The following is a 24288-nucleotide window of genomic DNA, read 5'->3' on the forward strand; positions in this document are numbered from 1 at the left end:
AACTATGTTATATTGAATTTATGAAAAAACAAAGAGAAGTTCCCGACCTTTTAACGATATTTCAAGCGTTAAGTGATCCGATTCGTTTAGATATTGTTCGTTGTATCTTAGCAGCTGGCGAAAAACGCATCACAAATGATAAATATCAAATTGCTAAATCAACCTTGTCTCACCATTTAAAAATTTTAACGGAAGCCCAATTACTTGTCATGCGAAAAGAAGGAGTGACGAGAATCTATCAAATTGACCAGCAATTAATTGATCAAGCCTTTCCGAATTTATTGAACTTAGTCATTATGGATCAAGAGTGAAGTCTTAGTAGTAAATAACGCCCTTCAGAGAGCCGCCTGTTTGATTTGTGAAAGTTCAATTGAAGGTTTATACTAGGTAGAGAGTTTAATTAAAAGAAAGAGGTCTTACAATGAAAGAAATAAAAGCATTTGCCATTAATGGCTATGTCGGTTTAATTGCAATGATTGGTTTAGTTTTAGCAGCTTTTTATTTAATGTACCTTGGAGTAGTTGTTCCTTATGAGGAACCAGAGCTTGGCCCAGTTGTAGGCGGAGTTTTATTACTAATTGTTGCTTACTTATTTACTTCTTCCCTAACGATTATTTCGCCTAATACGTCAAAAGTACTAACTTTCTTCGGTAAATATGTGGGAACGATTCGTAGAACAGGTTTATTTATGACGATTCCTTTAACAAAGAAAACAACTGTTTCATTAAAAGTTAATAACTTTAATAGTGTTAAAATGAAAGTCAATGACTTAGACGGTAACCCGATTGAAATTGCCGCTGTCGTGGTTTATCGGGTAGTTGATACTGCTAAGGCTTTGTTCGAAGTTGATTACTATGCAAACTTTATTGAAATTCAAAGTGAAACAGCCATTCGTCATGTCGCGACTAAGTATTCTTATGACGGAGACGATGATGAAATTTCTCTCCGTGGCAATGTGACTGAAATATCCCAAGAATTAGCGGTGGAGTTACAAGATCGTTTATCAGTTGCCGGGGTAGAAGTGATTGAAGCTCGTCTGACTCATCTAGCTTACTCAACTGAAATTGCAAGTGCGATGTTACAACGTCAACAAGCTAAATCAATTTTAAAAGCTCGAAAATTAATCGTTGAAGGTGCCGTTGAAATTACTCAATCAGCAATTGAACATTTAGTTAATGAGCAAGGAATGACTTTATCGCAAGACCAACAATTAAAATTAGTTAATAATTTACTTGTGGCGATTATTAGTGATAAAGGTGCCCAACCAATTATTGCAGCTGATGGCATTGGCGAATAGTTAGCTATTAAAAAAAGACCAGAAATGGTCTTTTTTTTATTGCTCTTTAATCAAGGGGCTTAGTCGCGAAGCGGATCAAGTCAGCGTCGCTAGATTATGTTATAACTATAATTGGTATAGGTCTTATTTACCTTTAAAATAACGTGAGTCATATTAGTTTTAATTATTTCAAGAGTGAGATACAATCAATTTAGAAAACGTTTTAAGCGAAAAAAATTGTTGGTCATAAAAAAGGAAAGAGGTTGGAAATACATGAATAAAGAACAATTAGTTAGAATGGAAACAGGACAAGGGTTTATTGCAGCTCTTGATCAAAGTGGTGGTAGTACCCCTAAAGCTCTAAGTAATTACGGGGTTCTTGAAGGTAGTTACACGAATGAAGAAGAGATGTTTACTTTAGTTCATCAAATGCGTAGTCGAATTATGGAAAGTCCGGCCTTTACTTCTGAACATATTTTAGGAGCGATTTTATTTGAAGGGACGATGGAAAAGGAGGTTGCTGGCAAAGCCACAGCTGATTATTTGTGGGAAGATAAAGGGATTTTATCTTTCTTGAAAATAGATAAAGGTCTAGCTGATTTAGCAGATGGTGTGCAGTTGTTAAAGCCGATTCCGAATTTAACGGAATTACTAGCAAAAGCTAAGGAACATCACATCTTTGGCACGAAAGAGCGCTCTTTAATCAAACTAGCAAATCCTTCAGGCATTCAAGCAGTCGTTAATCAACAGTTTGAACTTGGAAAAAAAGTCTTTGCCGCCGGTTTGATTCCGATTATTGAACCAGAAGTCGATATTACTAGTCCAGAGAAAGTTGCAGCAGAAGAGCTTTTATTAATTGAACTGACAAAACAGCTGAATCAGTTAGCGCCTGAAGTTAAAGTGATGTTGAAGTTAACAATTCCGACTAAAGATAATTTATATGAATCATTAGTTAATCACCCACAAGTCTTAAGAGTAGTTGCGTTATCTGGCGGTTATTCTCGCTTTGAAGCGAATAAAAGGTTAAGCCGTAACCATGGTGTGATTGCTAGCTTTTCCCGGGCCTTGTCAGAAGGATTGAATGTTTCTCAAAGTCGCAGTGATTTTGATCAAACTTTAGGAACGTCGATTAAAGAAATTTATGAAGCTTCAATTAAGTAAATAGCAACAAAAAGAAATCAGTTGCGGCTGATTTCTTTTTATTCACTCTAAGTAGTTAGCTGAAAGTCGGAAGACAAGTTGCGTATCTTCAGAAAGAGGCTTAAAATAGACGTAAGAAGTAGGTGGGATTGGCTAAAGCAGTACTACTTACATCAAAATTGAAAGTAGGTAGAAGTATGTCGAAAATCACGAAGATGTTAGGAATTGATTACCCAATATTTCAAGGAGCAATGGCTCAAATTTCTAAAGCGCCTTTAGTTGGGGCGGTATCAGAAGCGGGTGGTCTAGGAATTATCGCCTCTGGTGGCATGAGTGGCCCAGAGCTAGTCAGTGAAATCCGTCAAACGAAAGCCCTGACTAAGAAGCCTTTTGCAGTTAATGTTATGTTGATGATGAAAAACTGTGAGGAATTAATTGATGTGTTAATTGCTGAAGGTGTTAAGATTATTACTACTGGCGCAGGTACGCCTAAACCTTATATGGCAAAATTAAAAGCGGCTGGCGTGATTGTCATTCCAGTTGTCCCAAGTGTCAAGTTAGCTCTTAAAATGGCTGAATTAGGTGCCGATGCCGTGATTGCTGAAGGGACAGAAGCTGGCGGGCATATTGGTGAAGTGACAACAATGGCTTTGTTACCCCAAGTCACAGCGGCTTTAAGTATCCCGGTAATTGGTGCTGGTGGAATATCCGACGGCCGCGGCATGGCAGCAGCTTTTGCTTTAGGAGCTCAAGGCATTCAAATGGGAACAGTCTACTTAACAGCGGAAGAGTGTCCAATCTCCGCTAATTACAAACAAGCGATTGTCGCTGCCCAAGAAACTTCAACTGTCGTTACTGGTCGCAACAATGGTGCCCCAGTTAGAGCTTTAAGAAATAAAATGACGGAAAAATATTTAGCACTTGAGAAGCAAGAAGTTGATCGGGAAGTCTTAGAAGAATTGACTTTAGGTTCTTTACGAAAAGCGGTTGTGGAAGGTGACGTTGAAAATGGCTCTTTAATGGCCGGGCAAATTGCTGGTAACATTAAAAGTGTTCGGTCTGCCAACGAGATTACCTTAAGTATTATGAAAGAAGCCCAGGCAGTCAGTCTTAACATTTAAACGGTCAATAAAAACCAGTTCTAGCCTTGTGAGCGACTCACTAAGGAAGGAACTGGTTTTTTGATGTTAGTCAAGGGGTAAGAGGGGACTCGCCCAAGCTTTAACAGGTTGTCTCTGAGCTTTTGCTTGAGGAGCGCCAGGATCACGGTAACCTAAGCGGTAGTTAGCGATAATTTCATAGTTTTCTGGAAAACCTAAGGCTAGGTTTAAGCTTGGTTCCATAACGAAGGCACTTGAAGCCCAAAAACCGACAAGCTGAGCTTCCCAAGCTAACAAAGAAAAGTTTTGAATCAAAGCGGCTGTGCCTTGAATCGCATCAGAGTTTAAGCGGTGATTGTCGCTGATAATTTCTCGGGCGAAGATGATAGTTGCCGGGGCTTCAATAATTAAACGGTTCATTTTCTTAGTAAATTTATCGTTAGTAGCACGATCATGGATGGTGCCATTACTTTTTAACGTTTTAATCACTTCTTGAAATAAGAAGTCTTTTTCAGCAGAGGTCGTAATGATTTTCGCCAACCAAGGTTCTCTTTTATGATAGGGGGCATAACTCGCTTTTTCAAGTAAGTCATAAATTAAAGAAAGTGGTACTTGGTTGTTCATGCTACGTTTAGCTGTTCGACGGTTTAAAATCCCATCAGTCATCGATAAAGTCATTGACACACACTCCTTTAGTTTAATTGATAATCGTTCTCAATTACTTTTAATATACTGTTAAATTGCCGGAGTCACAAGTTTTATGCCTTTTTGTTTTAGGCAGGTAAGTGAACTAAGCTGCAAGTATTATTAATAGAGTCCATAAGTAAGGGTAATTAGACACTCCTGGCCTTATCGCTTAAACTTAACCTTGTAAACGTTTACGAATCGATTGCAATAATTAGTGAAAATTCATAATCAAGAGGATCAGTGATAGTTCTTAGTAGCTCTCTGTACTCTTAAGATAACGAAGGAGAAGTCAATGGAAAAATACGTAATGAAGAAAAGATTAAGTCATCCAGTAATAAGCGGACTTGTTACTGTGGCGTTCTTGCTTGTATTCGCTTCAGTAGCATGGATTGCATGGTCAACGATCTGGAAACAATTCTTTTTATTAGTAGGTGGCAGTGCAGTTAGTAGTCTCTCATTAGAAACTCAAGGACATTTTTTAAAAGAAGCAGTTGAGGGAACCTTCTTTTGGCTAGTAATTGGCACTTGGGTTTGGTTTAGTTTAAATATGGGAAATTATGGCAAATTTACAAAATCAACGAAACAGCCAGAAGTAGGCATTCGTTACACTTTATTAGCTTTTTTAGCCGGATTAATCGGTTTTGTAATTTTTGTGACATTTATGGGGCTTTGGTGGCACCCATTTAGTTGGCAAGTTCTTTTCCGACCTGGCAGTGAAGAAGAAGCTTTACTAGCGATTAAAAGTTGGTCAGCCACTAACTTCTTTGCTCTATCAGTTATTTTAGCGCAAATTCCCCTTGTTAGTTTGTTTGGCAAATATCCTTTCAGTAAACATAGTAAAGAGCCTTGGACGGTTGCTATCGGGACAGTGACTTTAGGGTTATTGTTAGCATTGTTTAACTGGATTGTCTTTATTTTACCAAGTTTCTTAAGTTTAGAAGTTGAAGGTGTAGCAATTACAGGGGTACCTTTCGGTAGTTGGCCAACTGCCTTAGCTTGGTGTCAATTATTTATCTTCTTCTTCTTGTTACCAGCAGAAGGTGGCGAAGGCTACCCACAAAAATTACTGACAAGTAAACAACCGTGGTCAGGACTAATCGGCTTAGGCATTGCCTTAGCAGGAGCTTTCACTTTCTTACCGCTGTTACGAGGTTTGCTAACTCCTTTAGCAAATTCTCTTGATTTAGCACCAGATTTAGCGGTAGCTTCATTTACGTTAACGATTATTAATGTCTTGTTAACTTGGCACCATCACTTTGATGATTACCCGAATCAAGAGGTCATGCCATCAGCCTTTAAACGTATTATGATTCAACTAGTAGTCGTCTTAGTAGTTGGTTCGATTCTAGGGATTCTATGGTTAACGACTTTCTTGAAATTAATGCCTTTTGGCGCCAATGACTTAGGTCTAGGTCACCCAATGTTAGGTATCTTAGGTGGGCAATTTGTCTATATGATGCCAATGCTTTACATGAACACTTTCTTCGACAAGTGGCCGTTAGCGACTAGTGTCAAAGAAAAATAACAACTAGGAAAGAAGCGATGACTTTTGTCATGGCTTCTTTTTTACTTTAAAAAGGGTTATGTTATTGAAAATTTAGAGGATTGTTAAGAAAAGCTTAAACCCAACTAAAAAAGACTGAAAAAAGGTTACATTCTTTTAAAAGTTGCTAAAATGGAAGAGACAAGGGAGCTGAGTAGATGTCTAAAAAGTTATTGGTCATCAGCTTGCTGATGCTTTTAAGTGGTTGTGCAAAACAAGTGCCTGAAGTAGTCAAACCTGATCTGAAGTTAGAACCTCAAGTGACCCTTGAGGCTGAAAAAGCCGGATTGTTAGATGGTCAGTGGTTTTTAACAAAAGGGGATAATCGGATTGAGCTTCAAATTAATAGTCAAGGGAAGCAAGTAGTCATTAAGGAAGAGCTGCGGGATGTTTTTACTGGGGTTCAAGGAGAAGTCATTCTTTTAAAAGAACTAAGGGAGATTGAAAATAACCCTGGGGATGTTTTGAAGAAGGCGAGTGTTAGCTCAGAAGTTCAGGGGGTCTATGTCTCTTTAACAGCTAGTCACGAAGAAAAAGAAGGTCAGTTAAAAGAGTTGTTAACTCAGTTAATCAATCAGCAGACGAATCAAGCATTGAAAAAAAGTGAACTGAGTTCTAAAATTGTCAGCAATGGTCAGCAAGTGGCATGTTATATTGATGAGCCACAGCTGCTGGAAAAAATTAATCAAGAATTAGCTAAAAATCAACAGTTAACAGAAAGTTTTGTAATCTACCCAGAAGCCCCAAATCAATTAACAGAAACTTGGGCAACTGACAATCAGATTCAGCGTTTTTATACTTATGAACGGGAAAACAAGACAAAATAAAGAGCTTTGGGACATTTAGCCCAAAACTCTTTATTTTTTTAGTTTTAATAAGACGTTACAAACAGCTGAGGTGGCAATGCCAGCTAGTAAAGCTTCGGGAATGCCGTTAACAAATATCACAGTTAAGACTGCTTTATAAATCGAGTCCCCAATTTCTATGCCACGAGCGGCAGCGTAGCTGTCTTGGAATAAGAAATAAATTAAATTCATAACTAGTAAGGTGTTGACTAGTGAACCAGTAACTCCAGCAAGAAAAAGTAGGGCTGGTTGTTTGTTCTTCAAGAGACGTGAAGTCCATTGATAAACGTAAAAAGGCACGATCCCAATTAAAATTCTTGGCAAGAAAGCAATCACGAGAGCCCATAAACTGCCATCAGTTGTTCCTAAAACGGGAATAAAAGGTGTGAAAGCAAATGACAAGATTGAAGGGGTCATCGTATTGATAATTAAGCTAGTTAAGCCGAATAAGCCACCTAAAAATGCCCCGATTCGGGGACCTAAAATAATTGAACCGATAATTACCGGTACGTGAACGATGGTTCCTTTGATAAAGCCTAAGTTAATGAAGCCTAAAGGTGTCAAGGCGAGTAAAAAGATGATCGACATGAAAATTGCTGTTAACGTTACTTGACGATTTTTCATATAGTAGAAGTACCTCCAAAAAATTGTTATTGTAGTAGATTGCTTAACTTCTCTACTATATTAACAGTTAAGGAATCGGTCGTCTATCAACTTGTTTCAAAAAGTTCTTAGAAGTGAAATGACTGATAAAAAATTATGAGAAAGGTTAACTTTTAAATGAGAATACAATGAGTAAATCTTTGTTCGGAAAAATTGAATATTCTGACAAATGTTAATTTATTAGTCTTTGAACGTTTTAATTATAACTTAATGTAAGCGTTTGAATTCTCATCGACTTTACAAACTACTCTCATATAGACTATAATTAAAAGAATACTGTTAAGTTGCCAAAGGAAAAGACGAGGAGTCTTTTTTTGCTTTATTTAACAAAGGAGGATAATAATGATTAAATTTACGAATGTTGACAAATACTATGGTGAATTTCATGCTCTAAAGAACATAAACTTAGAGATTGCTAAGGGTGAAGTCGTTGTTGTCATCGGTCCTTCAGGATCTGGTAAAAGTACGATGCTTCGTTGTATTAATGCATTGGAAGAAATTACTGAGGGAGAATTAACAATTGGCGAGATTGATATTCATAACCCAAACACAAATTTAAATGATGTTAGAAAAAATTTAGGGATGGTTTTCCAACACTTTAATTTATACCCTCACAAAACCGTTTTAGATAATATTACTTTAGCGCCAATCAAGGCTTTAAAACAAACTAAGGAAGAAGCGACCAAAAAAGCGGAAGCTCTCCTTGCTCGAGTAGGAATGCTAGATAAAAAACATGCCTTCCCTTCACAGTTATCTGGCGGCCAGCAGCAACGGATTGCAATTGCCCGTAGTTTAGCTATGGAACCAGATGTGATGTTGTTTGACGAACCGACTTCAGCCTTGGACCCAGAGATGGTTGGGGAAGTGTTAGAAGTTATGAAAAGTTTGGCAAAAGAAGCTGGCATGACGATGGTTGTTGTGACTCACGAAATGGGCTTTGCTCGAGAAGTCGCCGATCGAGTGATCTTTATGGCTGACGGACAAATTTTAGAGGACGAAGAAGCTGTTGCTTTCTACAAACAACCGAAAGATATTCGCGCCCAACAATTCTTAAGTAAAATAATTAATCACTAGGAGGGAAGATGAAATGAAAAAGACGTATAAATTACTAGTCGTAGCCCTGTTACCGATTGTGTTTTTCTTAGGAGCCTGTAGTAAGTCTGGTTTAGCAACGCAAGATGTCTTGGAGCGCAGCCAAGCAATGAATAAAATTGTTTGGGGTGTCAAAAATGATACGCGGCTCTTTGGTTTAATGAATATCGAAACCCGAGAAGTTGAAGGGTTTGATATTGATATTGCGAAAGCCTTGACGAAAGAATTACTTGGGGAGTCTGCTGAGGCAGAGTTTGTTGAAGTCACGTCTAAAACCCGCATTCCTTTACTAAAAAATGGGAACATCGATAGTATTATTGCAACGATGACAATTACTGAGGAACGGAAAGAAGTCGTTGATTTCTCAGATGTCTACTTCGCAGCCGGTCAATCACTACTAGTACCAGAGGACAGTGATATTACTGGGGTGGATAGTTTAGATAATACGAAAACAGTCTTAGCTGTTAAAGGCTCAACCTCAGCAGTTAATATTCGTGAACATGCTCCAGAGGCTAAAATTTTAGAATTAGAAAACTATGCCGAAGCTTTTACAGCTTTGCAATCAGGTCAAGGGGACGCCATGACAACCGATAATAGTATCTTATTAGGAATGTCAGAAGAAAATCCTAAATTTGTTTTGGCAGGTGACATCTTTACAGACGAACCTTACGGGATCGCAATTAATAAAGGGCAAGAAAGTTTTGTCAGAGCCATGAATGAGGCCTTAGCTAACTTAAAAGCCAATGGCACTTACGATGAAATATTTAATAAATGGTTCCCGAAAGCTAACTAAATTAGCTGCTTAACTTATGAATGAAAGGAGTCAATAAATATGTTAACACTTTTTACTGAACATAGTGACATGATCATTGATGGTCTAAAAATAACTTTATTAGCAAGTTTTATTGCCTTAGTGGCTAGTTTAATCATTGGAACAGTGATGGCAATTTTGCAAGTCTCACCTTTAAAATGGTTAGGCCGTTTTGCAACTGCCTATGTCGAATTTTTCCGAAATATTCCGCTGTTGATCATTGTGATGTTTTTCTTTGTCGTGGCACCAATCTATGGCTTTCAATTTGATGGCTTCACTTCTGGAACGGTGGGTTTAACTTTATATACATCAGCGTTTATTGCAGATACGGTCCGTGCAGGGATCGAAGGAATTCCGAAAGGTCAGATGGAAGCTGGCCGTTCAACGGGTTTAAGTTACGTCGCTGTCATGTGGCATATTATTTTACCTCAAGCCTTTAAAATGGTGATTCCACCTCTAGGCAACCAATTTATTAACTTAGTTAAAAATTCATCAATTTTAGCGATGGTTACCGGTATGGATTTGATGTATCAAGGTGATTTAATTGCGAGTACAACCTTTAATACAATTGGAACATACACTTTGATTGGGTTATTATACTTAGTTATGACGTTACCAGTCTCGTATTTAATGAAGTATCTTGAAAATCGCTTAGCTTTAAGTAACTAAACCGAAGGAGGAAAAATATATGACATTTTTAACAGCTTTTTCATGGATTAACATCCGCTTCCTTCTTGATGGGTTACTTGTTACCTTAGAAGTTGCGGTTATCTCAATTGTTTTAAGTTTTATCATTGGTGGTCTTTTAGGAGTTATTCGTTTTGTGAAGTTGCCTTATCTCTCAAAGATAGTCGGGCTGGTTGTTGATATTATTCGAAATCTTCCTTTACTATTAATTATCTTTTTTACTTACTTTGCGTTACCGCAAATAGGTATTCAATTTAATATTTTTTGGTCGGCAGTGGCAGCTATGACGATTTTTGAATCTGCCATGTTGTCAGAAATTATTCGAGCAGGCTTACTAGCTGTTCCGAAAGGTCAGATGGAAGCCGGTCGTTCAACAGGATTGACAACAAGTCAAACCTTGTTTTACATCGTCTTTCCGCAAGGGATTAAATTAATGATCCCGCCCTTAGTCAGTCAATTTATCTCCTTGATTCGTGACACCTCTCTAGCGGTGATTATTTCATTACCAGAGTTAACTCATCACGCAAAAATAATCTATGCCCAAGACCCGAATGCTGTTTTACCAATGTTCTTGGCCATGACATTATGTTACTTCGTGATTTGTTACTCTTTATCAGTCTTATCAAAGCACTTAGAAAAACGCTGGGTAACAGCTTAAAAAAACTGATCTCTGCCGACTACTTAGGCAAAGATCAGTTTTTTAATTTATTAACAATTCAACCTCAGTCGTGGCAATGACTTGGCCATTTAAAATCAAAGAAAAAGAGTGGCTTCCTGGATAGTGAGTTCGGGTAGTTAAGTCAACCCACTTGTAGTTTTTAGTACCTGTTAAAGTAAAGTGACCAGAGCTACTAGTTTTTTCAGTCACAAAGAAACGTTTACTAGCTGTGCCGTGTTTCTTTTGAAAAGTGATTTCTAAAAGTAAGCGCAGTTTAGTTGCTTCAGGTAAGTTTAAAGCAATCTCGTAGTTCATTTGAGTTGTTTCCCCAAGGGTGACACCCGCCTGGTCTAGAGTAATCGTCGCCTCTAACAGCTCGTAGTCAGTCTCAGAGCCATAGTTAAGTAAGTCTAAAGCCTTTGGGTGACCTTGCTTAATTAAGGTTCGTAAGCCTTGTTGAATAATCCATTGCCGTTCTTTAGTAGCGTCTACTAACCAGTTAGCCATTAAATCTAAGATTAGTTCAGGGTACTGTTTAGTTAAGTCATTAAGGTTGTTAGCCACACTTTTTCGAACGTAAAGAGCGGAGTCGTCTTTAAGGGACTCTAAAATCACGAGTATCTCAGGGATATGCTCAGTTAAAACAGGAACCCGTTTCGCCCAAGGTAGTAGCAAGCGACACCCTTCAGAAGCTAAGCGGCGTAAGTGTTCATCAGAAGAAGTCTTCGCCCACACCGTCATTTCGGCTAAGGTTTCTTGAGGGCGGGAACTTAAAAAGTCACGAATGGCAAATTCCCCAGAAGAACTACCAGTGACTTGAGCTAAGGTGGCTAAACTAAGAGTAAAGTCATCCTGACCGTATAAGCTAATGTATTCAGGAATGAAAATGTAAATAAAACTGGTTTTCTCAGGTTGAATCGCAATTAATAGTTCAGTGACTTCGGGAAAGGACTTATGGCTTAAACTAAAGTTTAACGCCCTAGCGATCCGTTTGACTCGGGCCATTAAAGCCAAGTCCGGCCAGTCCGCTTGATAAACTTGCTCTAAAAAGCCTGTTTGTGAAAAGTCCGGGTCTAAGTTAGCAATTTTTTCCCCGATTTCATTTAAAACAGTCCTGGAAAACATATCTTTTAATTGACTCATTGAGTAGGGCCTCCTTGAATTTTTAGTTTGAGTAGTTAATAAAGATTTTAAAAACATACTAAAGTGAAATTAAGTGAATTATAGCATATTTTTAGTTGTTATCTGCTATTTGTAGGGGAATTTCCGTGTAAAGTCAGGGAAAGCGTGGTAAGATATTAAAGCAATCAAATGAAGAACAAGTTGAAGTCGGATTGAAGATTCCTGCTGCTTGTCAAATAGAAGGATGAATTCAAATGAGTGAAACCCAGTTTAAAACATTAAATTTAAGTGATGTCATTTTAAGAGCCTTAGAAGTCTTAAATTATGCCCAACCAACGGAAGTGCAAAAACAAGTTATTCCGTCTTTGTTACACAAAAAAGATATTATTGTGAAATCACAAACTGGTAGCGGTAAAACCGCCGCCTTCGGGATTCCGGTCTGTGAACTTGTAGAGTGGGAAGAACGAGCCCCTCAAGCGTTAATCTTAACCCCAACTAGAGAGTTAGCTTTGCAAATCAAAGAAGATTTATTTAACATTGGTCGCTTTAAGCGTCTTAAAGTTGAAAGTGTTTTTGGTCGCAGTTCCTTTGAGGCCCAAGAACGAAATTTACGTCAACGAACGCATATTGTTGTGGCAACACCAGGCCGTTTATTAGATCATATCCAACGTGAAACGATCGATTTAAGTAAAATCAAAACAGTTATTATTGACGAAGCTGATGAGATGCTAGCGATGGGGTTTATTGATCAAATCGAAAGAGTGATGGAATCATTACCGAGTCATCGTCAAACTGCCTTATTCTCGGCAACGATGCCAAAAGAAATTAAAAAATTAGCTGAATATTATTTAAATGAGCCAGCTTTTATTGAAGTGAAAACTGAAAATACTGTCGAGGACCGAATTTTACAACAACACTATAACGTCAATAATGAGGCGAAAATTCAAGTCTTAAAAGACGTCTTAGTCGTTGAAAATCCCAACAGTAGTATTATTTTCTGTAACACGAAAGTAGCTGTGGAAGAAGTTGCTGATGAGTTAGATGCTCTTGGTGCCAAAGTTGACACCTTACACGGTGGCATGGAACAACGTCATCGGACGAAAGTCATTCAAGATTTCAAACACGGTTATTTCCGTTATTTAGTTGCGACTGATGTGGCCGCACGTGGTTTAGATATTGCCGACATTGCCTTAGTTGTTAACTACGATTTACCTGATAATCCTGAAACTTATGTTCACCGAATTGGTCGGACCGCCCGTTTTGATAATCACGGAAAAGCAGTCTCTTTTGTTAATCAATACGATGCTCAACGTTTCAATGATATTATGTTAAAACAAGACAATGTCTTAGTTGAATTAAAACGACCAAGTGATTCTTTAGTTGAAAGTCGCAAAGAAGCTTTTGAAGGCAAACAAAATCGCAAAGCTAAGATTCGGAAAGAAAAAGGCCATGACTTTAAAGAAGAAATTATGAAACTGCATATTAATGCCGGGAAGAAAACTAAAATGCGTCCAGGGGATGTCGTTGGAGCTTTGTGTAATATTCCGGGAATGACAGCCGATGATATTGGTGTTATCGCCTTGTTAGAAGTCTCGACTTTTGTGGAAATTCTGAATGGCAAAGGCCCTGAAGTCTTAAAAGAATTACAAACAATGCCGATTAAAGGTCGGGTTAGACGAGTCAATAAAGCCAATGAAACAGAATATGAACGAGATTTAAAAGAAAATAGTTAAGACCTGAGAGATGTGACAAAAGTGGTGGAAATCTGAGCAGTTAGCTGCTGACCACTTTTGTCGCATTTTTTGCCTGTTGATTAGAGTCATCAGAGGTTGTTTTTATAAGTGCCTACTAGTAAAATAGAGTCAGTGAAAGAGAGACGGGGAGCTGAATAAGTGACGGGAAAAAAATATCGACAAATAATTAGCAAACTAGTTTTAGTTAGTGCCTTAGGATTAGTCTTAGTAGCTGGACAAAAAGTTAAGGCAACAGAATTTCCAGAGCCTAGTGAAGCGGTCTTTGTTTATGACGAAAGTAATGAACTAAGTGCAGCGACTAAAAATTATATTATTGAGATTAATCAGGAATACGAAAAAACTTCAGAGAAGCCTCAACTAGCTGTTGCTTTAGTCAACAGCTTAGGTGAATTAACAGTGGATGAATACGCTGTTGGCTTATTTAATAAGTGGCAAATTGGCGATAAAGAGCTGAGTAATGGCGCCTTATTACTACTAGCGCCCACAGAGGGGAAAGTAAGAATTGAAGTCGGCTATGGCCTAGAAGATGTCTTAACAGATGCTTTAACTGGTTGGATGTTAGATGATAATCTAGAAGCTTTAAAAGCTCAGCAATTTGATCAAGGGGTTTATCAAATTGTGACAGAGATGGCCCTTAAAATTAATGAGGATCTAGGGATTGAAAGTCAAGTCGTTAAAAGTCAAAACCGAGATTACGAGCAGTTAATAGCAGATCAAAAAGCAGCGACAACAGAAGAAGAGGAAGTGTCACAGGGGAATTCGAAAGTATCAATTAGCCCTGTAGTGTTTCGTTTCCTAGGTATAATTATATTTCTCTGGTTATCTCGCAAACTAGGTTCCTCAGGTAGTGGCGGTTCTTCTAGTGGTGGCAGTTTTGGTGGTTTTGGCGGTGGCTCCTCAGGTGGTTCAACTGGTGGTGGCTCTTCCTTTGGCGGCGGAAGTTCCGGCGGTGGTGGCAGTAGTCGAAGTTTTTAAAAGCTGGTTAAACTAGAACTGAACATGTTTTTTATTAAACGAGCTTAAAGTGTCGGGAGGTTAATAAATGGAAGAAGCAGTCTTAAAAGAGTTGTTAAACACTTTTAAAGCGGAAAAAGAGTACCGAAATGACGGTTACTATCGGATTCGCCAAGGTCAAGGTGAGACTTACGAATTAGCGTTCTTAGTTCCAGATAGTTGTGGTACAACGAGTGTTAGCCCACAAATTACGATTAGTAAAGTTGCCGATAGGTGGGTTCCGATCAAGTTGCTAGATTTTACAAGTACTCCGATTAAACAACTTGAAAGAACAGTTGCTACAGAAGACGCATTAGAAGAGGCCTTAAAAGCATTAGTAAACAAGTTTAAACATAGCACTAAGAAAAGTACTGACTAAACTCGTTTAGTTGGTGCTTTTTTCTGTGAGTTAGAAAAAGTTAAACAATAAAATAAGTGAACTAAGAAAGCCTTTACAATAAAATAATCAATGTGTTACGCTTTTTGAGAAGATGGTATTACTAAAAGCTTAAAGTGACGTCAAAGTATTTGGAAATTAGTCGATTCTCAATAGTTCTTGTCAGGAAGGAAGTTGCCAGTTGTTTTAGTCATTCAAGAAAACAGGAAATTTCTTGGTGCTTTAAGTAGTAACTTATTTGAAGCTAAGAAAGGAGCAAAATGTCATTAAAGTTTTATCCGTCATTGATGTGTGCTGATTTTAGTCATTTAGAGAAGGAAGTCAAAGCTTTAGAAGAAGCTGGCATAGATATGTTTCACATTGATATTATGGATGGTCAGTATGTCGCCAATTTTGCCATGGGAGTACAAGACATAGTTGCTGTCAGAAAGGCTACTAGGAAGCCAATAGATGTCCACTTAATGGTTAGCAACCCCAGTTTATATGTGAATTTATTTATAAGTTTAGGTGTGAATCTCATATATCTTCACCCAGAAACAGTGCCAGATCTCAGCCAAGTAATAGTAGAAATCAAAAACCAAGGGTGCCAAGTCGGTTTAGTAATTAGTTTAACTACTGACACTGAAGTAGTTAAAAAACATTTAAAAACAATCGACTATCTCTTAATAATGACTGTTCCGGCTGGTTTTTCCGGTCAAACCTTTGAGGGAAGAAGTCTGGATACAATCAAACGAATGACTAATTATCGCCAAGAAGAACAACTAACGTTTCAACTAGTCATTGATGGAGCTGTGACTAAAGAAATAGTTGCAGAAACAAAAGCCTTGGGAGTGAATGGTTTTGTCTTAGGAACTTCCGTCTTATTTAACCAACTAGCCTCTTACAAAGAAATCATGAAAGAATTGCGAGGTGGCGAATCATGAAAATAGTCGTCGGTAATGATCACGTAGGACTTGAGTTAGCAATCACTTTGATAAACTATTTAGAAGACTTTCATCATGAGATATTGCATATTGGCACGTATGAGCAAAGACAAGTGGATTATCCTAATTTTGCTCAGACTGTTGGGGAGATTGTCACTAGTGGGGAAGCTGATGCAGGGCTTTTAATTTGTGGAACAGGTGTGGGAATGAACATTGCCGTTAATAAAGTAAAAGGTGTTCGTAGCGTAGTCTGTAGTGAACCTTACTCAGCCAAGTTATCAAAAGAACATAACGACACGAATGTTTTAGCGCTAGGTTCTCGGGTAGTAGGCAGTGAGTTAGCAAAAATGATCATTGATAGTTGGTTAGCAAGTCATTTTATGGCAAGTCGCCATAGTCATCGGGTCAAGATGATTAGTGAGATAGAAGGAAAAGACCCCTGAAAACGTCTAAAGGAGGCAAGGCAATGAACTACCAAGCATTAGTCGAGATGATCCTTACAAATGTTGGCGGACCCGGCAATCTTAAGAGTTATACTCATTGTGCCACTCGCTTACGTTTTCAACTTAAAGACTCAGAGCTAGTCAATCAAGGGGCCCTTGAAGAGCAACAAGAAATTATGTCAATCATTGAAAGTCCTGGTCAGTTACAAATTGTCATTGGTACTCATGTCAACAAAGTTTATGAAGCTTTAGTCGCAGTTTTAGATGGGAAATCAGAATCTATGGTTATAAAAGAAAAGTTGACCTTGTTTGGTGTGTTTAATTCGATATTTAGCACGATAGCAGGGATATTCACGCCCTTACTACCTGCCCTAGCAGGTTCCGGGATTTTGAGAGGTCTTTTAACCTTAGCCGAGCAAGCAGGGTTAATTTCTGTGGAGTCTGGGACTTACGGGATTCTTTCAGCTGCTTCATTAGCGGTTTTTTACTTTTTACCAATTGAACTTGCTTTTACTTCAGCTCTGAAATTTAAAACGAATCCATACATCGCCGTTCTTTTTGGTGGCGCCCTCATGCATCCTGAGTTTTCAAGCTTAATGGGAGAATTAGGCAATGGTGCCATGACAACTTTTATAGGAATGCCAGTGGTTTTAATGAATTATGGGTCGACAGTTATTCCGATTATTATTGCTGTCTGGGTATATTCTTATTTAGAGCGGTTCTTAGAAAAAGTCATTCCGAAAACACTCCAACTAATTTTTGTTCCTTTACTCGGTTTAGTTATAATTGTGCCATTAACAGCAATGATTTTTGGACCTTTTGGGGTCTATCTCGGTCAATAGTTAGCAGAGACAATTAATCACTTAATTCAGTCTAATGGCTTGATTGCTGGAGCATTAATTGGTGGTGTTTGGAATATATTTGTTGTTTTTGGCTTGCAATGGGCAGTTAACCCAGTAATGATTAGTAATATTAGTACGGTGGGGTTTGATAAAATTGTTCCCTTAACAGCTGCTGCCAATTTTGGCCAAGCTGGGGCGACATTCGGGGTAATTTTAAAAACTAAAGATCAAAAGATGCGTTCCTTTGCAACATCAGCTTTGTTATCAATCTTTTTTGCTGGTATTACTGAACCCGCAATTTATGGTGTCAGTATGAAGTTAAAAACGCCATTAATAGCCTCCATTATTGGTGGGACAATCGGCGGGGCTTATATGGGGGCAAATCAAGTCATTGCGAATGCTTTTGTTTTTGGAGGACTTACAACAATTCCGGCTTTTGTCGGTGAAACTTTAGGCCATTATTTAATTGGTTTACTAATTTGTTTCGCAGGTTCAGCTGTAGCGACAATTATTTTAGGTGTTAACCAAGAGATACTTCAGACTTAACTAATCAAGTCTGTTAAACTTAAGTTAAGACTGATGTTGAAAGAGGGCTAAAGTGGTGAATATTTATTTTGAACGGGTGGAAGGAAAATTAAGGTCAGAGTTTAAATTAAACGTATTACAAGAAACAGATTTTCCAGAGTTTCACCTGAAACTATTGAAAATTAATGCAGTGAATTCATTATTAAATGATTGTTATCAGTTGGAGACAGAAGAACTAAAATTGCATTTTTTTCAAATAATCAATAATCAAAGGAGTCAAAAATATTTTACTGAAACGGCTGATTATTTCCCAGTAACTTTGGCTGAAGATGAATCAACACCAATCTTATTTGTTATTGTCGATGAAGTCTTAGGAATACTAGAAGCTAATAGTAATCAGTTGCATATGGAACTATTGCTAGAACAAGGGGTAACAGCTGAAGATTCAAAATCAAAGGACTTAAAAGAGCATCTCGCCGTAGTTAAGGCAAATTATCAGGAAAAGTATTCTAGTTTAGAAGGCTAATTCAGTAGTGTAAACTAGTGCCTAGATTAGTTTTAAAAAGAGCTATGAATAAAAAAAGAAAATAATTAATAAAAAAATCGATTTCGATAGAACTTAGAAAGGTTCTCTGTCGGAATTGATTTTTTTATGCCTTAATTTTACAGATAGAACTATTAGTTTAGAAAGGTAATACTAGTGTGTCATCAGATTTTTCATGTTTTTGATCTAACAGGGACTAGATACAGTGATTGAGAAAAGCTGCTCAAGAAGTTTCTTGTTTAAGTTCTTTGATATAGCGGTAAACAGTCGGTTTAGACACCTCAACTAAATTAATGATTTCAACAGGAGTGAGTCCTTCATTATATAATTTTGCTACTTTCTCTTTTTGATCAGTCTTGACAGGTCTTCCTAAAACAGTTCCTTTTTCTCTAGTAGCCGATAAACCAGCTATCACTCGCTCGCGAATAAGGGAGGGTTCCATTTCAGCAAAAGCTCCCATAATTGTAAAAAAGAAAACCCCCATGGGAGTAGTTGTATTAATGTTATCCGACAGACTAACAAAACGAATATCTCGTTGTTTGAACGTCTCCATTAATTCAAGTAAATATTTTGTTCCTCTAGATAAGCGGTCAAGCTTATAGACTACGAACGTGTCACCTGGCTCAAGACTTGCCAAGGCTTTATCTAGTGTTTCTCGTTGATTAATTTTACCACTCTGGGTTTCAGTATATATCTTATCGCATCCATATTTTTTTAGTTTTGATTTCTGTGAATCAAATTTTTGATAAGTAGTACTAATTCGAGCATAACCAATTGTTTTCATTGATAGATTCCCCTTCATTAATTATGTTTTATAGATATTCTATATGATTCAGTGTAGAAGTAAACTAGGGATAAAGCAAGTCAGAATAAGGGTTTTTTAGTTAAATAACGGCAAAGGAGAATGATATATTATAAGGCTAAGATAATTATAGGTCTTCCAAAAAACAATAATAGTTTTTTTTTGGAAAAGTTCAAATAATACTAAGGTATTTGAATGTTATTGTCGAAACTCGGGCGTCAAAAAAGCTTGAAAACCTCAAGTTAAAAAAAAGTAGTTAAAAAAGGGGCATTTATTTTTTTAATGAACAGACAGTAACAAGTCTTAATAAGATGAAAAAGTATATAAAGATTTAAAAGAAAGGAAATAAAATAACGAATAAAAGAATGGAGATAGAAGTGTCTATTACTGTTTAGTAGAGGAGATAACTGATTTTAAGTAGTAATTGTAATTTAATGTTAGTTATATGTAACTATAATCGAGAATGAGTGGAATACAATAATATTATGTAAGGAATCAATTTCGAAAACAGTGTTTATTTCTTTTTTTCTTAACTTTTTTGCGCTATTTAACTGTTTTTAGAGATTAGTTTAAATGAGTGCATTCCTTTACTGGATATAGATTATTTCGTTTATTAATGATTGTTTTTTAAAAAAAGTATATATATATTGTTGTTTTTTAAATGGAAATAGTGTATTATAAACATTTATTTTTGAGACAATGTTTACAATAAAAAATAACAACAACAAAGCGTAGATATCTGCGCTTTTTTTTTGTGTTTGTTAGGTAATTAAAGAGATATCGTTAACTAATGTTTATAATATTTTTTTTGAGTGTTTGTTCATTAAGTGAACCCTTTAAACGGAAGGGCTGACAGGTGATTAGATTAAGAGAATTAGAGATATCTAAAGAATGGAGGCTAATATGATCGAAGAAAATTGGAAAGACGTAATTGTTTATTCAGTGAGATTGATGTTGGTTAATAAGAAGATGGTATCTAGGAACTTCATATTTGAAGCGACCATTCAAAGAAGCCAAATAGAAAATGAGATTTTAACTAAATTGCCGAATATTGAGGTAATTCAATCAATTGAAGAGCTTCAAGACGCTTGGGAAGTTCGGAATTTAGGCTAAACCTAAATAAGAAAGGCAAGGAAAGAAGGTGTGTTTTTGATAAAACTATTTTCTATAGGCTACTACTTATTAATTTAATATTTTTTTGAGTAGCTAAGTTATAAAAAAACTCTAGGAGGAATTCAAATGAAAAAAATCAATAAAAGTACAATTGTTAAAAAAGGAACTAATTACGCAATGTTAGCTGCTGTCCTAAGTACGACGGCTCTTTCATTAATGCAATCACCATCTGTAATGGCAGCAGAAGTTAACCCTAACGTCTCACAAATTTTAAGCGAAACTGTCGAAGAAGCTTCAGCAGTCGTTTATACAGATGCAACTGGTGAACATACATTACCTGTATCAGAAGGTAGTGTTGTTAAATTGTCAGCCACAGCTACAGCTTTAAACATGACGATTGATGGTACAAAATATTCATTGAAAGGTATTAAAGAAGTCACGTTCAAAGGCATTACAGTGAACGCCTTAATTCCCTTTTATTTAGATGGCGTAACAAAAGTAACGTTAGACAACGTTAACTTTTCAAAAGGAATTGATTTTTCAGGAATGAAAAACATCGAAACCTTAGTAGTGAAAGATTCAACCTTTGGCGCAACGGATTATTCATTAGCAATCCATTCAGCCCCACAACTAACAACATTAGCTGTTGATAATTCAACATTTAATGCTGATTTCCGCATCTATAGTAACCATAGTTTAGAAACAGCAAACTTATCAAACTCAATCTTTAAAAAAGATGTAAGTCAATACAGTAACAAAAAAGGCTACTTTACTGACTTTATCAACAATCGCTTTGAACGTAGCAAGACTCAACGTGTGATTAATTCAGGTGGTATGAGTAAAGATGATATTTTCTACATTAATCCAAATGATACAACGATTGGTAATTCACCTTTTGATAATACTAAAGATGGTTTTGTTGGATATACCAAAGATGGCAACAAAGAAAAAATTGAAGTGCCGGCTGGTGTGACAATTACTGACGTTAAAGATTCAAAAAATACTGTTTCAATTAAGTTATCAAATGGTCAAACTTACAAAATCGAAAATAGTACGGAATTGAACTTTAGAAATGTTGATATTACAACAACCGTAGCCTTTACACAAAAAAACTTAAAGCTAAACAAAATTACTTTTATTGGTAGCCGGACAAAATTCATTGATATTGCTTACAGTGAAACATTAACTGATGTTCAAGTAATAGATACTGAAATTTCACAATCATCAGGTTACTTAAGCATTTACAATAATTCAGCTATCAAAAACCTTGAAATTCAAAATGCTGTTGTAACAGGAACCTCAGGCTATATCTCTGTTTACAATAACAAAGCGATGTCTAAATTTGTGATGAATGATGTTTACACTCACGGTTACTTATCAGCATACAACTTAGGTGAGACCGTTCTACAAATTAGTAACTCATTATTTGATGACTATATCTCAACTAACCAAGTCATTGAAGGCGAAGGTGGCCGAGCAATTATTGGTGACGCTCCAGTAATTGAAGGTGCTATTGATATGACTATTGAAAAAGGCGAAGAGTTTTATCCATTAGCAGGAATTACTGCAACAGATACAGAAGATGGTGACTTAACTGGCCAAATTACAGTTGAAGGCGATGTTGATACTAGTGTCTATGGTGTCTATGAAGTCACTTATAGTGTCACTGACAGTGATGACAACACAACAACAGTCACAATTTATGTCACAGTCGTTTAATAGTCTTGCCAAACTTTAGCAAGAAGTAAAGTTAGTTTAGAAAATTGGCTGACAAATTAATTGCGTCAGCCAATTTTCTTGAACTAGTTAAGGAGGTAAAAAATGAATAAAAAACAACGACTGTTGATGGTTACTAGCACGTTATTGATTTTATTGACACTCTTTTTTAGTAGCGAACCTTTAAAAATTAGTGGGAATGAATCGGCTGAAACCTTTGATCTGCGGAAGTATATTCCAATTGTTTGGAAAGGTGAAAGCCAGCAAGCAGGGAAGTTAATATTTGGGATGTCTCCAAATAGATCGACAGCCCCGTCACCAACCCAGTATTCGGTTCCGAATGTTCGCTTGTTAATGGATTTAGGCGACCCGACTGACCCAGAAAACACCCAGAAAGTCATCTCCCATACTCATATGCAGACGAATGGCGATACGAACACAACGTCAACATTAAATATAGTAGAAACGATGCTTGAGTACGGAGCGAACCCGGATGTCAAAGAAGGTGCTGCTAATCTAGGGAGAGGAATTACTAGTTTCCCTGATGGTGGTAGTATTTCTGGTAACGCAATCGTAGCTGAAGGTAGTAAAGCGGAAAGTGATGATTTCAAGATTAAGTTGGAGATGACACCAGACGCAAATAATACCCGGGTCTACCATACTTTCACGATAGAAAACATTAGTAGTGAGACTAAAACCATTTACCCAGTGAAGCAAGTCGATACGATGTTAGCAAATAACGATACCGTACCAGTCTATGCTCGTGGTGATAATACCGGAATGTATATCGAAACAGCAGAATATGAAGGCGGGCAACCGATTGAAGGGGGGCCAACTTATCGTTTAGATTATATTACTGATGTTCCTAACGGCCCAATTGCCTACAACGGTGAACACCAAATAAATCTTTTTACGACTGTTTTTGGTGATGATATGGCAAATCCAACTAATACCGTTGAAAATATGGCGACTGGAGAAGTCGTTTACGCTGGTGATACGGGAAATGACTCAGGGATGTTTATGGCCTGGGGGGAGCAAGTCTTAACAGCAGGCGAAAGTGTAGTCATTAGTTATGCTGTTGGATTTAGTGCCTTAGCACCAGTCGAACTAACTAAGACAGTTACTAATAAGACTAGTCCAGATGAATTTTCCCGAATTGAAGATGAGTTAGAGTATACGGTAACAGTTAAAAATGATACCGATAATGTCTTTGAAAAGGCTGAATTTGTAGATACGCTACCAGCTGATGTTGAAAAACCAACCGAGATTACTGTGATTGACCATGAAGGCGTTGAAATTCCTCAAGAGCTGACTGTTTATGATGAAGAGAGTCATACAATCACAGTTAGTGGCTTAGATTTACCAGCCAGAAGTCAAATTAGTTTACGTTATGTAGTCAAAGTCAAAGAGAGTGGTGCTGGTAAGACCTTAACAAATACTGTTAAGTTAACAGCTATCGATCAAAATGGTAGCACGATGGAGGCCGAAACAAGTCTAGATGTCCCAATTTTAGATTTGGGAAAAGTCATCATTCATTATCAAGACACGGAAACTAACGGGATTGCGGAAGATAAAATAATTGAAGGCAGTGTCGGAGACAAGTACGAAGAAGAGCCAATTGAGATCTTTGGTTATGCTTATAAGTCTACGACAGGTCAAGCAACCGGTAAAATTACGAAGGAAGATCAAGTTGTCACCTTCGTCTATGAAAAACAAGACACTTATCAATTAATCCAAAAAGTGACTAATGCTTCAGGTGATGATATGGATAAACAAGACGTTGGCATTAGTGAAGAGTTAACGTATCAAGGGAGCTTAATTCCTGATACAACAAATCTCAGCGAAGAAGAAATGGCAACCTTGTATAAAGAAGCGACCATTACTGAAAAAATTGATGAGAATTTGACAGATGTTAAAGAAATGACCTTAACAACTAGTGATGGGGTAGCTGTAGGAACTGCTAGTTATGATGCAGATAATCATGCAGTGACAGGAATTATCACGGAAGCGGATCAACTTAAGCTAACCGAGTCATTGATTTTGACTTACAAAGCAACGGTCAAGGCTGAGGCCCAAATCGGAACTGAAATAAAACAAAAAGCTAGCGCCAAAGTGATTTATTTATTAGACGAAAACTTAGTGATTCCTGGTGTCTCTAATGAAGTTGTTTCAATTGTAAATCGTGGCGAGCTAATTTTCGAGTCAGCACCTGAAATTTTAGGTTTTGGTGATGATAATAAAATCTCAAGTAAAGATGAAGAGATTGAATTAGTGACGAAAGATCAAGACCTGTCAGTCAAAGATTTACGTGGAAAAGGTAATCAATGGTCAATGACAGTTCGTTTAGTCAAAGAATTAACGAATGGCGATAGTTTACTAGCAGAATCGATGTACTATCTTAAAGATGGTAAGGAACAAGTGATTAACGAGAACAATTCAGCCGCAGTCTATGAAAAAACAACTGACTCAGCAGACTCAATCCATATCTCTGAAGAATGGTCTGGTAAAAATAAGCCTATTTTGAAAGTAAGAGCTGGAACTGCCCGGATTGGTAATTATCAAGGGACTATTCAATGGTCATTACAAGATGTACCGAATTTAGAATAAGAACT

Annotated in this window: 23 protein-coding genes and 1 pseudogene; 20 read left to right on the plus strand and 4 right to left on the minus strand. The window is 37.1% G+C overall.

Annotated features, from left to right (window positions below):
• Positions 1-20: 20 nt before the first annotated feature.
• From CBF35_RS01225 to CBF35_RS01240, 4 genes are all read left to right on the plus strand, one after another.
• A complete protein-coding gene (locus tag CBF35_RS01225; RefSeq protein WP_126778069.1) occupies positions 21-311 on the plus strand; it encodes an ArsR/SmtB family transcription factor in 291 nt (96 codons plus the stop codon).
• A gap of 110 nt (positions 312-421) precedes the next feature.
• Entirely contained in the window at positions 422-1297 is an 876-nt protein-coding gene (locus CBF35_RS01230; protein ID WP_126778070.1) for an SPFH domain-containing protein, read from the plus strand.
• 252 nt (positions 1298-1549) lie between these two features.
• Positions 1550-2437 (plus strand): fructose bisphosphate aldolase, encoded by an 888-nt coding sequence (locus tag CBF35_RS01235; RefSeq protein ID WP_126778071.1) that lies wholly within the window; start codon positions 1550-1552, stop codon positions 2435-2437.
• Between the two features lie 176 nt (positions 2438-2613).
• On the plus strand, positions 2614-3537 hold the full coding sequence (locus CBF35_RS01240; protein ID WP_126778072.1) for a nitronate monooxygenase: 924 nt from the start codon (positions 2614-2616) through the stop codon (positions 3535-3537).
• 66 nt (positions 3538-3603) lie between these two features.
• Here CBF35_RS01240 and CBF35_RS01245 read toward each other — a convergent pair whose 3' ends face one another.
• Positions 3604-4194: a nitroreductase family protein gene (locus CBF35_RS01245; protein WP_126778073.1), complete on the minus strand. Its 591-nt coding sequence runs from the start codon at positions 4192-4194 to the stop codon at positions 3604-3606.
• Between the two features lie 301 nt (positions 4195-4495).
• On the opposite strand from CBF35_RS01245, the gene CBF35_RS01250 reads away from it, so the two are divergent.
• Both CBF35_RS01250 and CBF35_RS01255 read left to right on the plus strand, forming a co-directional pair.
• Entirely contained in the window at positions 4496-5728 is a 1233-nt protein-coding gene (locus CBF35_RS01250) for a hypothetical protein (protein ID WP_126778074.1), read from the plus strand.
• 176 nt (positions 5729-5904) lie between these two features.
• Positions 5905-6573: a hypothetical protein gene (locus CBF35_RS01255; protein WP_126778075.1), complete on the plus strand. Its 669-nt coding sequence runs from the start codon at positions 5905-5907 to the stop codon at positions 6571-6573.
• A 30-nt stretch (positions 6574-6603) separates the two neighbouring features.
• Here CBF35_RS01255 and CBF35_RS01260 read toward each other — a convergent pair whose 3' ends face one another.
• Complete coding sequence (locus tag CBF35_RS01260; protein WP_126778076.1) at positions 6604-7215, minus strand: ECF transporter S component; 612 nt, start codon at positions 7213-7215, stop codon at positions 6604-6606.
• A 375-nt stretch (positions 7216-7590) separates the two neighbouring features.
• Between CBF35_RS01260 and CBF35_RS01265 the strand changes: the two genes are divergently transcribed.
• From CBF35_RS01265 to CBF35_RS01280, 4 genes are read left to right on the plus strand one after another with little or no spacing between them, the layout of a single operon-like run.
• Positions 7591-8328, plus strand: a complete 738-nt coding sequence (locus CBF35_RS01265; RefSeq protein ID WP_280530449.1) for an amino acid ABC transporter ATP-binding protein — start codon at positions 7591-7593, stop codon at positions 8326-8328.
• A gap of 13 nt (positions 8329-8341) precedes the next feature.
• Positions 8342-9139, plus strand: coding sequence for a transporter substrate-binding domain-containing protein (locus CBF35_RS01270; RefSeq protein ID WP_126778078.1), 798 nt, complete (start codon positions 8342-8344; stop codon positions 9137-9139).
• A 39-nt stretch (positions 9140-9178) separates the two neighbouring features.
• Positions 9179-9826, plus strand: a complete 648-nt coding sequence (locus CBF35_RS01275) for an amino acid ABC transporter permease (RefSeq protein ID WP_126778079.1) — start codon at positions 9179-9181, stop codon at positions 9824-9826.
• 19 nt (positions 9827-9845) lie between these two features.
• Positions 9846-10502, plus strand: a complete 657-nt coding sequence (locus CBF35_RS01280; RefSeq protein WP_126778080.1) for an amino acid ABC transporter permease — start codon at positions 9846-9848, stop codon at positions 10500-10502.
• Positions 10503-10544: 42 nt separating this feature from the next.
• Here the strand turns inward: CBF35_RS01280 and CBF35_RS01285 are convergent, their stop codons facing one another.
• Complete coding sequence (locus CBF35_RS01285) at positions 10545-11645, minus strand: hypothetical protein (RefSeq protein WP_126778081.1); 1101 nt, start codon at positions 11643-11645, stop codon at positions 10545-10547.
• Between the two features lie 233 nt (positions 11646-11878).
• Here CBF35_RS01285 and CBF35_RS01290 point away from each other — a divergent pair, with 233 nt between their 5' ends.
• The 7 genes and pseudogenes from CBF35_RS01290 (at position 11879) to CBF35_RS01320 (ending at position 18027) form a co-directional block, all read left to right on the plus strand.
• The gene (locus tag CBF35_RS01290) at positions 11879-13357 is read left to right on the plus strand and encodes a DEAD/DEAH box helicase (protein ID WP_126778082.1); all 1479 of its coding nucleotides are present in this window, start codon (positions 11879-11881) and stop codon (positions 13355-13357) included.
• Positions 13358-13516: 159 nt separating this feature from the next.
• On the plus strand, positions 13517-14353 hold the full coding sequence (locus tag CBF35_RS01295) for a TPM domain-containing protein (protein ID WP_126778083.1): 837 nt from the start codon (positions 13517-13519) through the stop codon (positions 14351-14353).
• Between the two features lie 67 nt (positions 14354-14420).
• Entirely contained in the window at positions 14421-14750 is a 330-nt protein-coding gene (locus tag CBF35_RS01300; RefSeq protein ID WP_126778084.1) for a hypothetical protein, read from the plus strand.
• A gap of 278 nt (positions 14751-15028) precedes the next feature.
• A complete protein-coding gene (locus CBF35_RS01305) occupies positions 15029-15691 on the plus strand; it encodes a ribulose-phosphate 3-epimerase (protein ID WP_126778085.1) in 663 nt (220 codons plus the stop codon).
• Positions 15688-16134 (plus strand): ribose 5-phosphate isomerase B, encoded by a 447-nt coding sequence (rpiB, locus tag CBF35_RS01310; protein ID WP_126778086.1) that lies wholly within the window; start codon positions 15688-15690, stop codon positions 16132-16134. The genes CBF35_RS01305 and rpiB overlap by 4 nt, the downstream gene beginning before the upstream one ends.
• Before the next feature lie 47 nt (positions 16135-16181).
• A pseudogene (locus tag CBF35_RS14975) lies at positions 16182-17522 on the plus strand (PTS transporter subunit EIIC).
• A 55-nt stretch (positions 17523-17577) separates the two neighbouring features.
• Positions 17578-18027 (plus strand): hypothetical protein, encoded by a 450-nt coding sequence (locus tag CBF35_RS01320; RefSeq protein ID WP_126778087.1) that lies wholly within the window; start codon positions 17578-17580, stop codon positions 18025-18027.
• A gap of 241 nt (positions 18028-18268) precedes the next feature.
• On the opposite strand, the gene CBF35_RS01325 is transcribed toward CBF35_RS01320, so the two are convergent.
• The gene (locus tag CBF35_RS01325; RefSeq protein ID WP_126778088.1) at positions 18269-18829 is read right to left on the minus strand and encodes a recombinase family protein; all 561 of its coding nucleotides are present in this window, start codon (positions 18827-18829) and stop codon (positions 18269-18271) included.
• Between the two features lie 921 nt (positions 18830-19750).
• Between CBF35_RS01325 and CBF35_RS01330 the strand changes: the two genes are divergently transcribed.
• From CBF35_RS01330 to CBF35_RS01340, 3 genes are all read left to right on the plus strand, one after another.
• On the plus strand, positions 19751-19960 hold the full coding sequence (locus tag CBF35_RS01330; RefSeq protein ID WP_126778089.1) for a hypothetical protein: 210 nt from the start codon (positions 19751-19753) through the stop codon (positions 19958-19960).
• Positions 19961-20086: 126 nt separating this feature from the next.
• The gene (locus tag CBF35_RS01335; RefSeq protein ID WP_211345282.1) at positions 20087-21679 is read left to right on the plus strand and encodes an immunoglobulin-like domain-containing protein; all 1593 of its coding nucleotides are present in this window, start codon (positions 20087-20089) and stop codon (positions 21677-21679) included.
• 102 nt (positions 21680-21781) lie between these two features.
• Positions 21782-24283 (plus strand): MucBP domain-containing protein, encoded by a 2502-nt coding sequence (locus CBF35_RS01340; protein WP_126778090.1) that lies wholly within the window; start codon positions 21782-21784, stop codon positions 24281-24283.
• Positions 24284-24288 lie beyond the last annotated feature (5 nt).

It is taken from the genome of Vagococcus salmoninarum, assembly GCF_003987495.1.
Taxonomy (GTDB): Bacteria; Bacillota; Bacilli; order Lactobacillales; family Vagococcaceae; genus Vagococcus_D; species Vagococcus_D salmoninarum.

What these genes read in the sequence shown, in the direction of transcription:
- CBF35_RS01225 (WP_126778069.1), top strand. Translation starts at nt 21, where the DNA reads ATGAAAAAACAAAGAGAAGTTCCCGACCTTTTAACGATATTTCAAGCG.
- CBF35_RS01230 (WP_126778070.1), top strand. Translation starts at nt 422, where the DNA reads ATGAAAGAAATAAAAGCATTTGCCATTAATGGCTATGTCGGTTTAATT.
- CBF35_RS01235 (WP_126778071.1), top strand. Translation starts at nt 1,550, where the DNA reads ATGAATAAAGAACAATTAGTTAGAATGGAAACAGGACAAGGGTTTATT.
- CBF35_RS01240 (WP_126778072.1), top strand. Translation starts at nt 2,614, where the DNA reads ATGTCGAAAATCACGAAGATGTTAGGAATTGATTACCCAATATTTCAA.
- CBF35_RS01245 (WP_126778073.1), bottom strand. Translation starts at nt 4,194, where the DNA reads ATGACTTTATCGATGACTGATGGGATTTTAAACCGTCGAACAGCTAAA.
- CBF35_RS01250 (WP_126778074.1), top strand. Translation starts at nt 4,496, where the DNA reads ATGGAAAAATACGTAATGAAGAAAAGATTAAGTCATCCAGTAATAAGC.
- CBF35_RS01255 (WP_126778075.1), top strand. Translation starts at nt 5,905, where the DNA reads ATGTCTAAAAAGTTATTGGTCATCAGCTTGCTGATGCTTTTAAGTGGT.
- CBF35_RS01260 (WP_126778076.1), bottom strand. Translation starts at nt 7,215, where the DNA reads ATGAAAAATCGTCAAGTAACGTTAACAGCAATTTTCATGTCGATCATC.
- CBF35_RS01270 (WP_126778078.1), top strand. Translation starts at nt 8,342, where the DNA reads ATGAAAAAGACGTATAAATTACTAGTCGTAGCCCTGTTACCGATTGTG.
- CBF35_RS01275 (WP_126778079.1), top strand. Translation starts at nt 9,179, where the DNA reads ATGTTAACACTTTTTACTGAACATAGTGACATGATCATTGATGGTCTA.
- CBF35_RS01280 (WP_126778080.1), top strand. Translation starts at nt 9,846, where the DNA reads ATGACATTTTTAACAGCTTTTTCATGGATTAACATCCGCTTCCTTCTT.
- CBF35_RS01285 (WP_126778081.1), bottom strand. Translation starts at nt 11,645, where the DNA reads ATGAGTCAATTAAAAGATATGTTTTCCAGGACTGTTTTAAATGAAATC.
- CBF35_RS01290 (WP_126778082.1), top strand. Translation starts at nt 11,879, where the DNA reads ATGAGTGAAACCCAGTTTAAAACATTAAATTTAAGTGATGTCATTTTA.
- CBF35_RS01300 (WP_126778084.1), top strand. Translation starts at nt 14,421, where the DNA reads ATGGAAGAAGCAGTCTTAAAAGAGTTGTTAAACACTTTTAAAGCGGAA.
- CBF35_RS01305 (WP_126778085.1), top strand. Translation starts at nt 15,029, where the DNA reads ATGTCATTAAAGTTTTATCCGTCATTGATGTGTGCTGATTTTAGTCAT.
- rpiB (WP_126778086.1), top strand. Translation starts at nt 15,688, where the DNA reads ATGAAAATAGTCGTCGGTAATGATCACGTAGGACTTGAGTTAGCAATC.
- CBF35_RS01325 (WP_126778088.1), bottom strand. Translation starts at nt 18,829, where the DNA reads ATGAAAACAATTGGTTATGCTCGAATTAGTACTACTTATCAAAAATTT.
- CBF35_RS01330 (WP_126778089.1), top strand. Translation starts at nt 19,751, where the DNA reads ATGATCGAAGAAAATTGGAAAGACGTAATTGTTTATTCAGTGAGATTG.
- CBF35_RS01335 (WP_211345282.1), top strand. Translation starts at nt 20,087, where the DNA reads ATGAAAAAAATCAATAAAAGTACAATTGTTAAAAAAGGAACTAATTAC.
- CBF35_RS01340 (WP_126778090.1), top strand. Translation starts at nt 21,782, where the DNA reads ATGAATAAAAAACAACGACTGTTGATGGTTACTAGCACGTTATTGATT.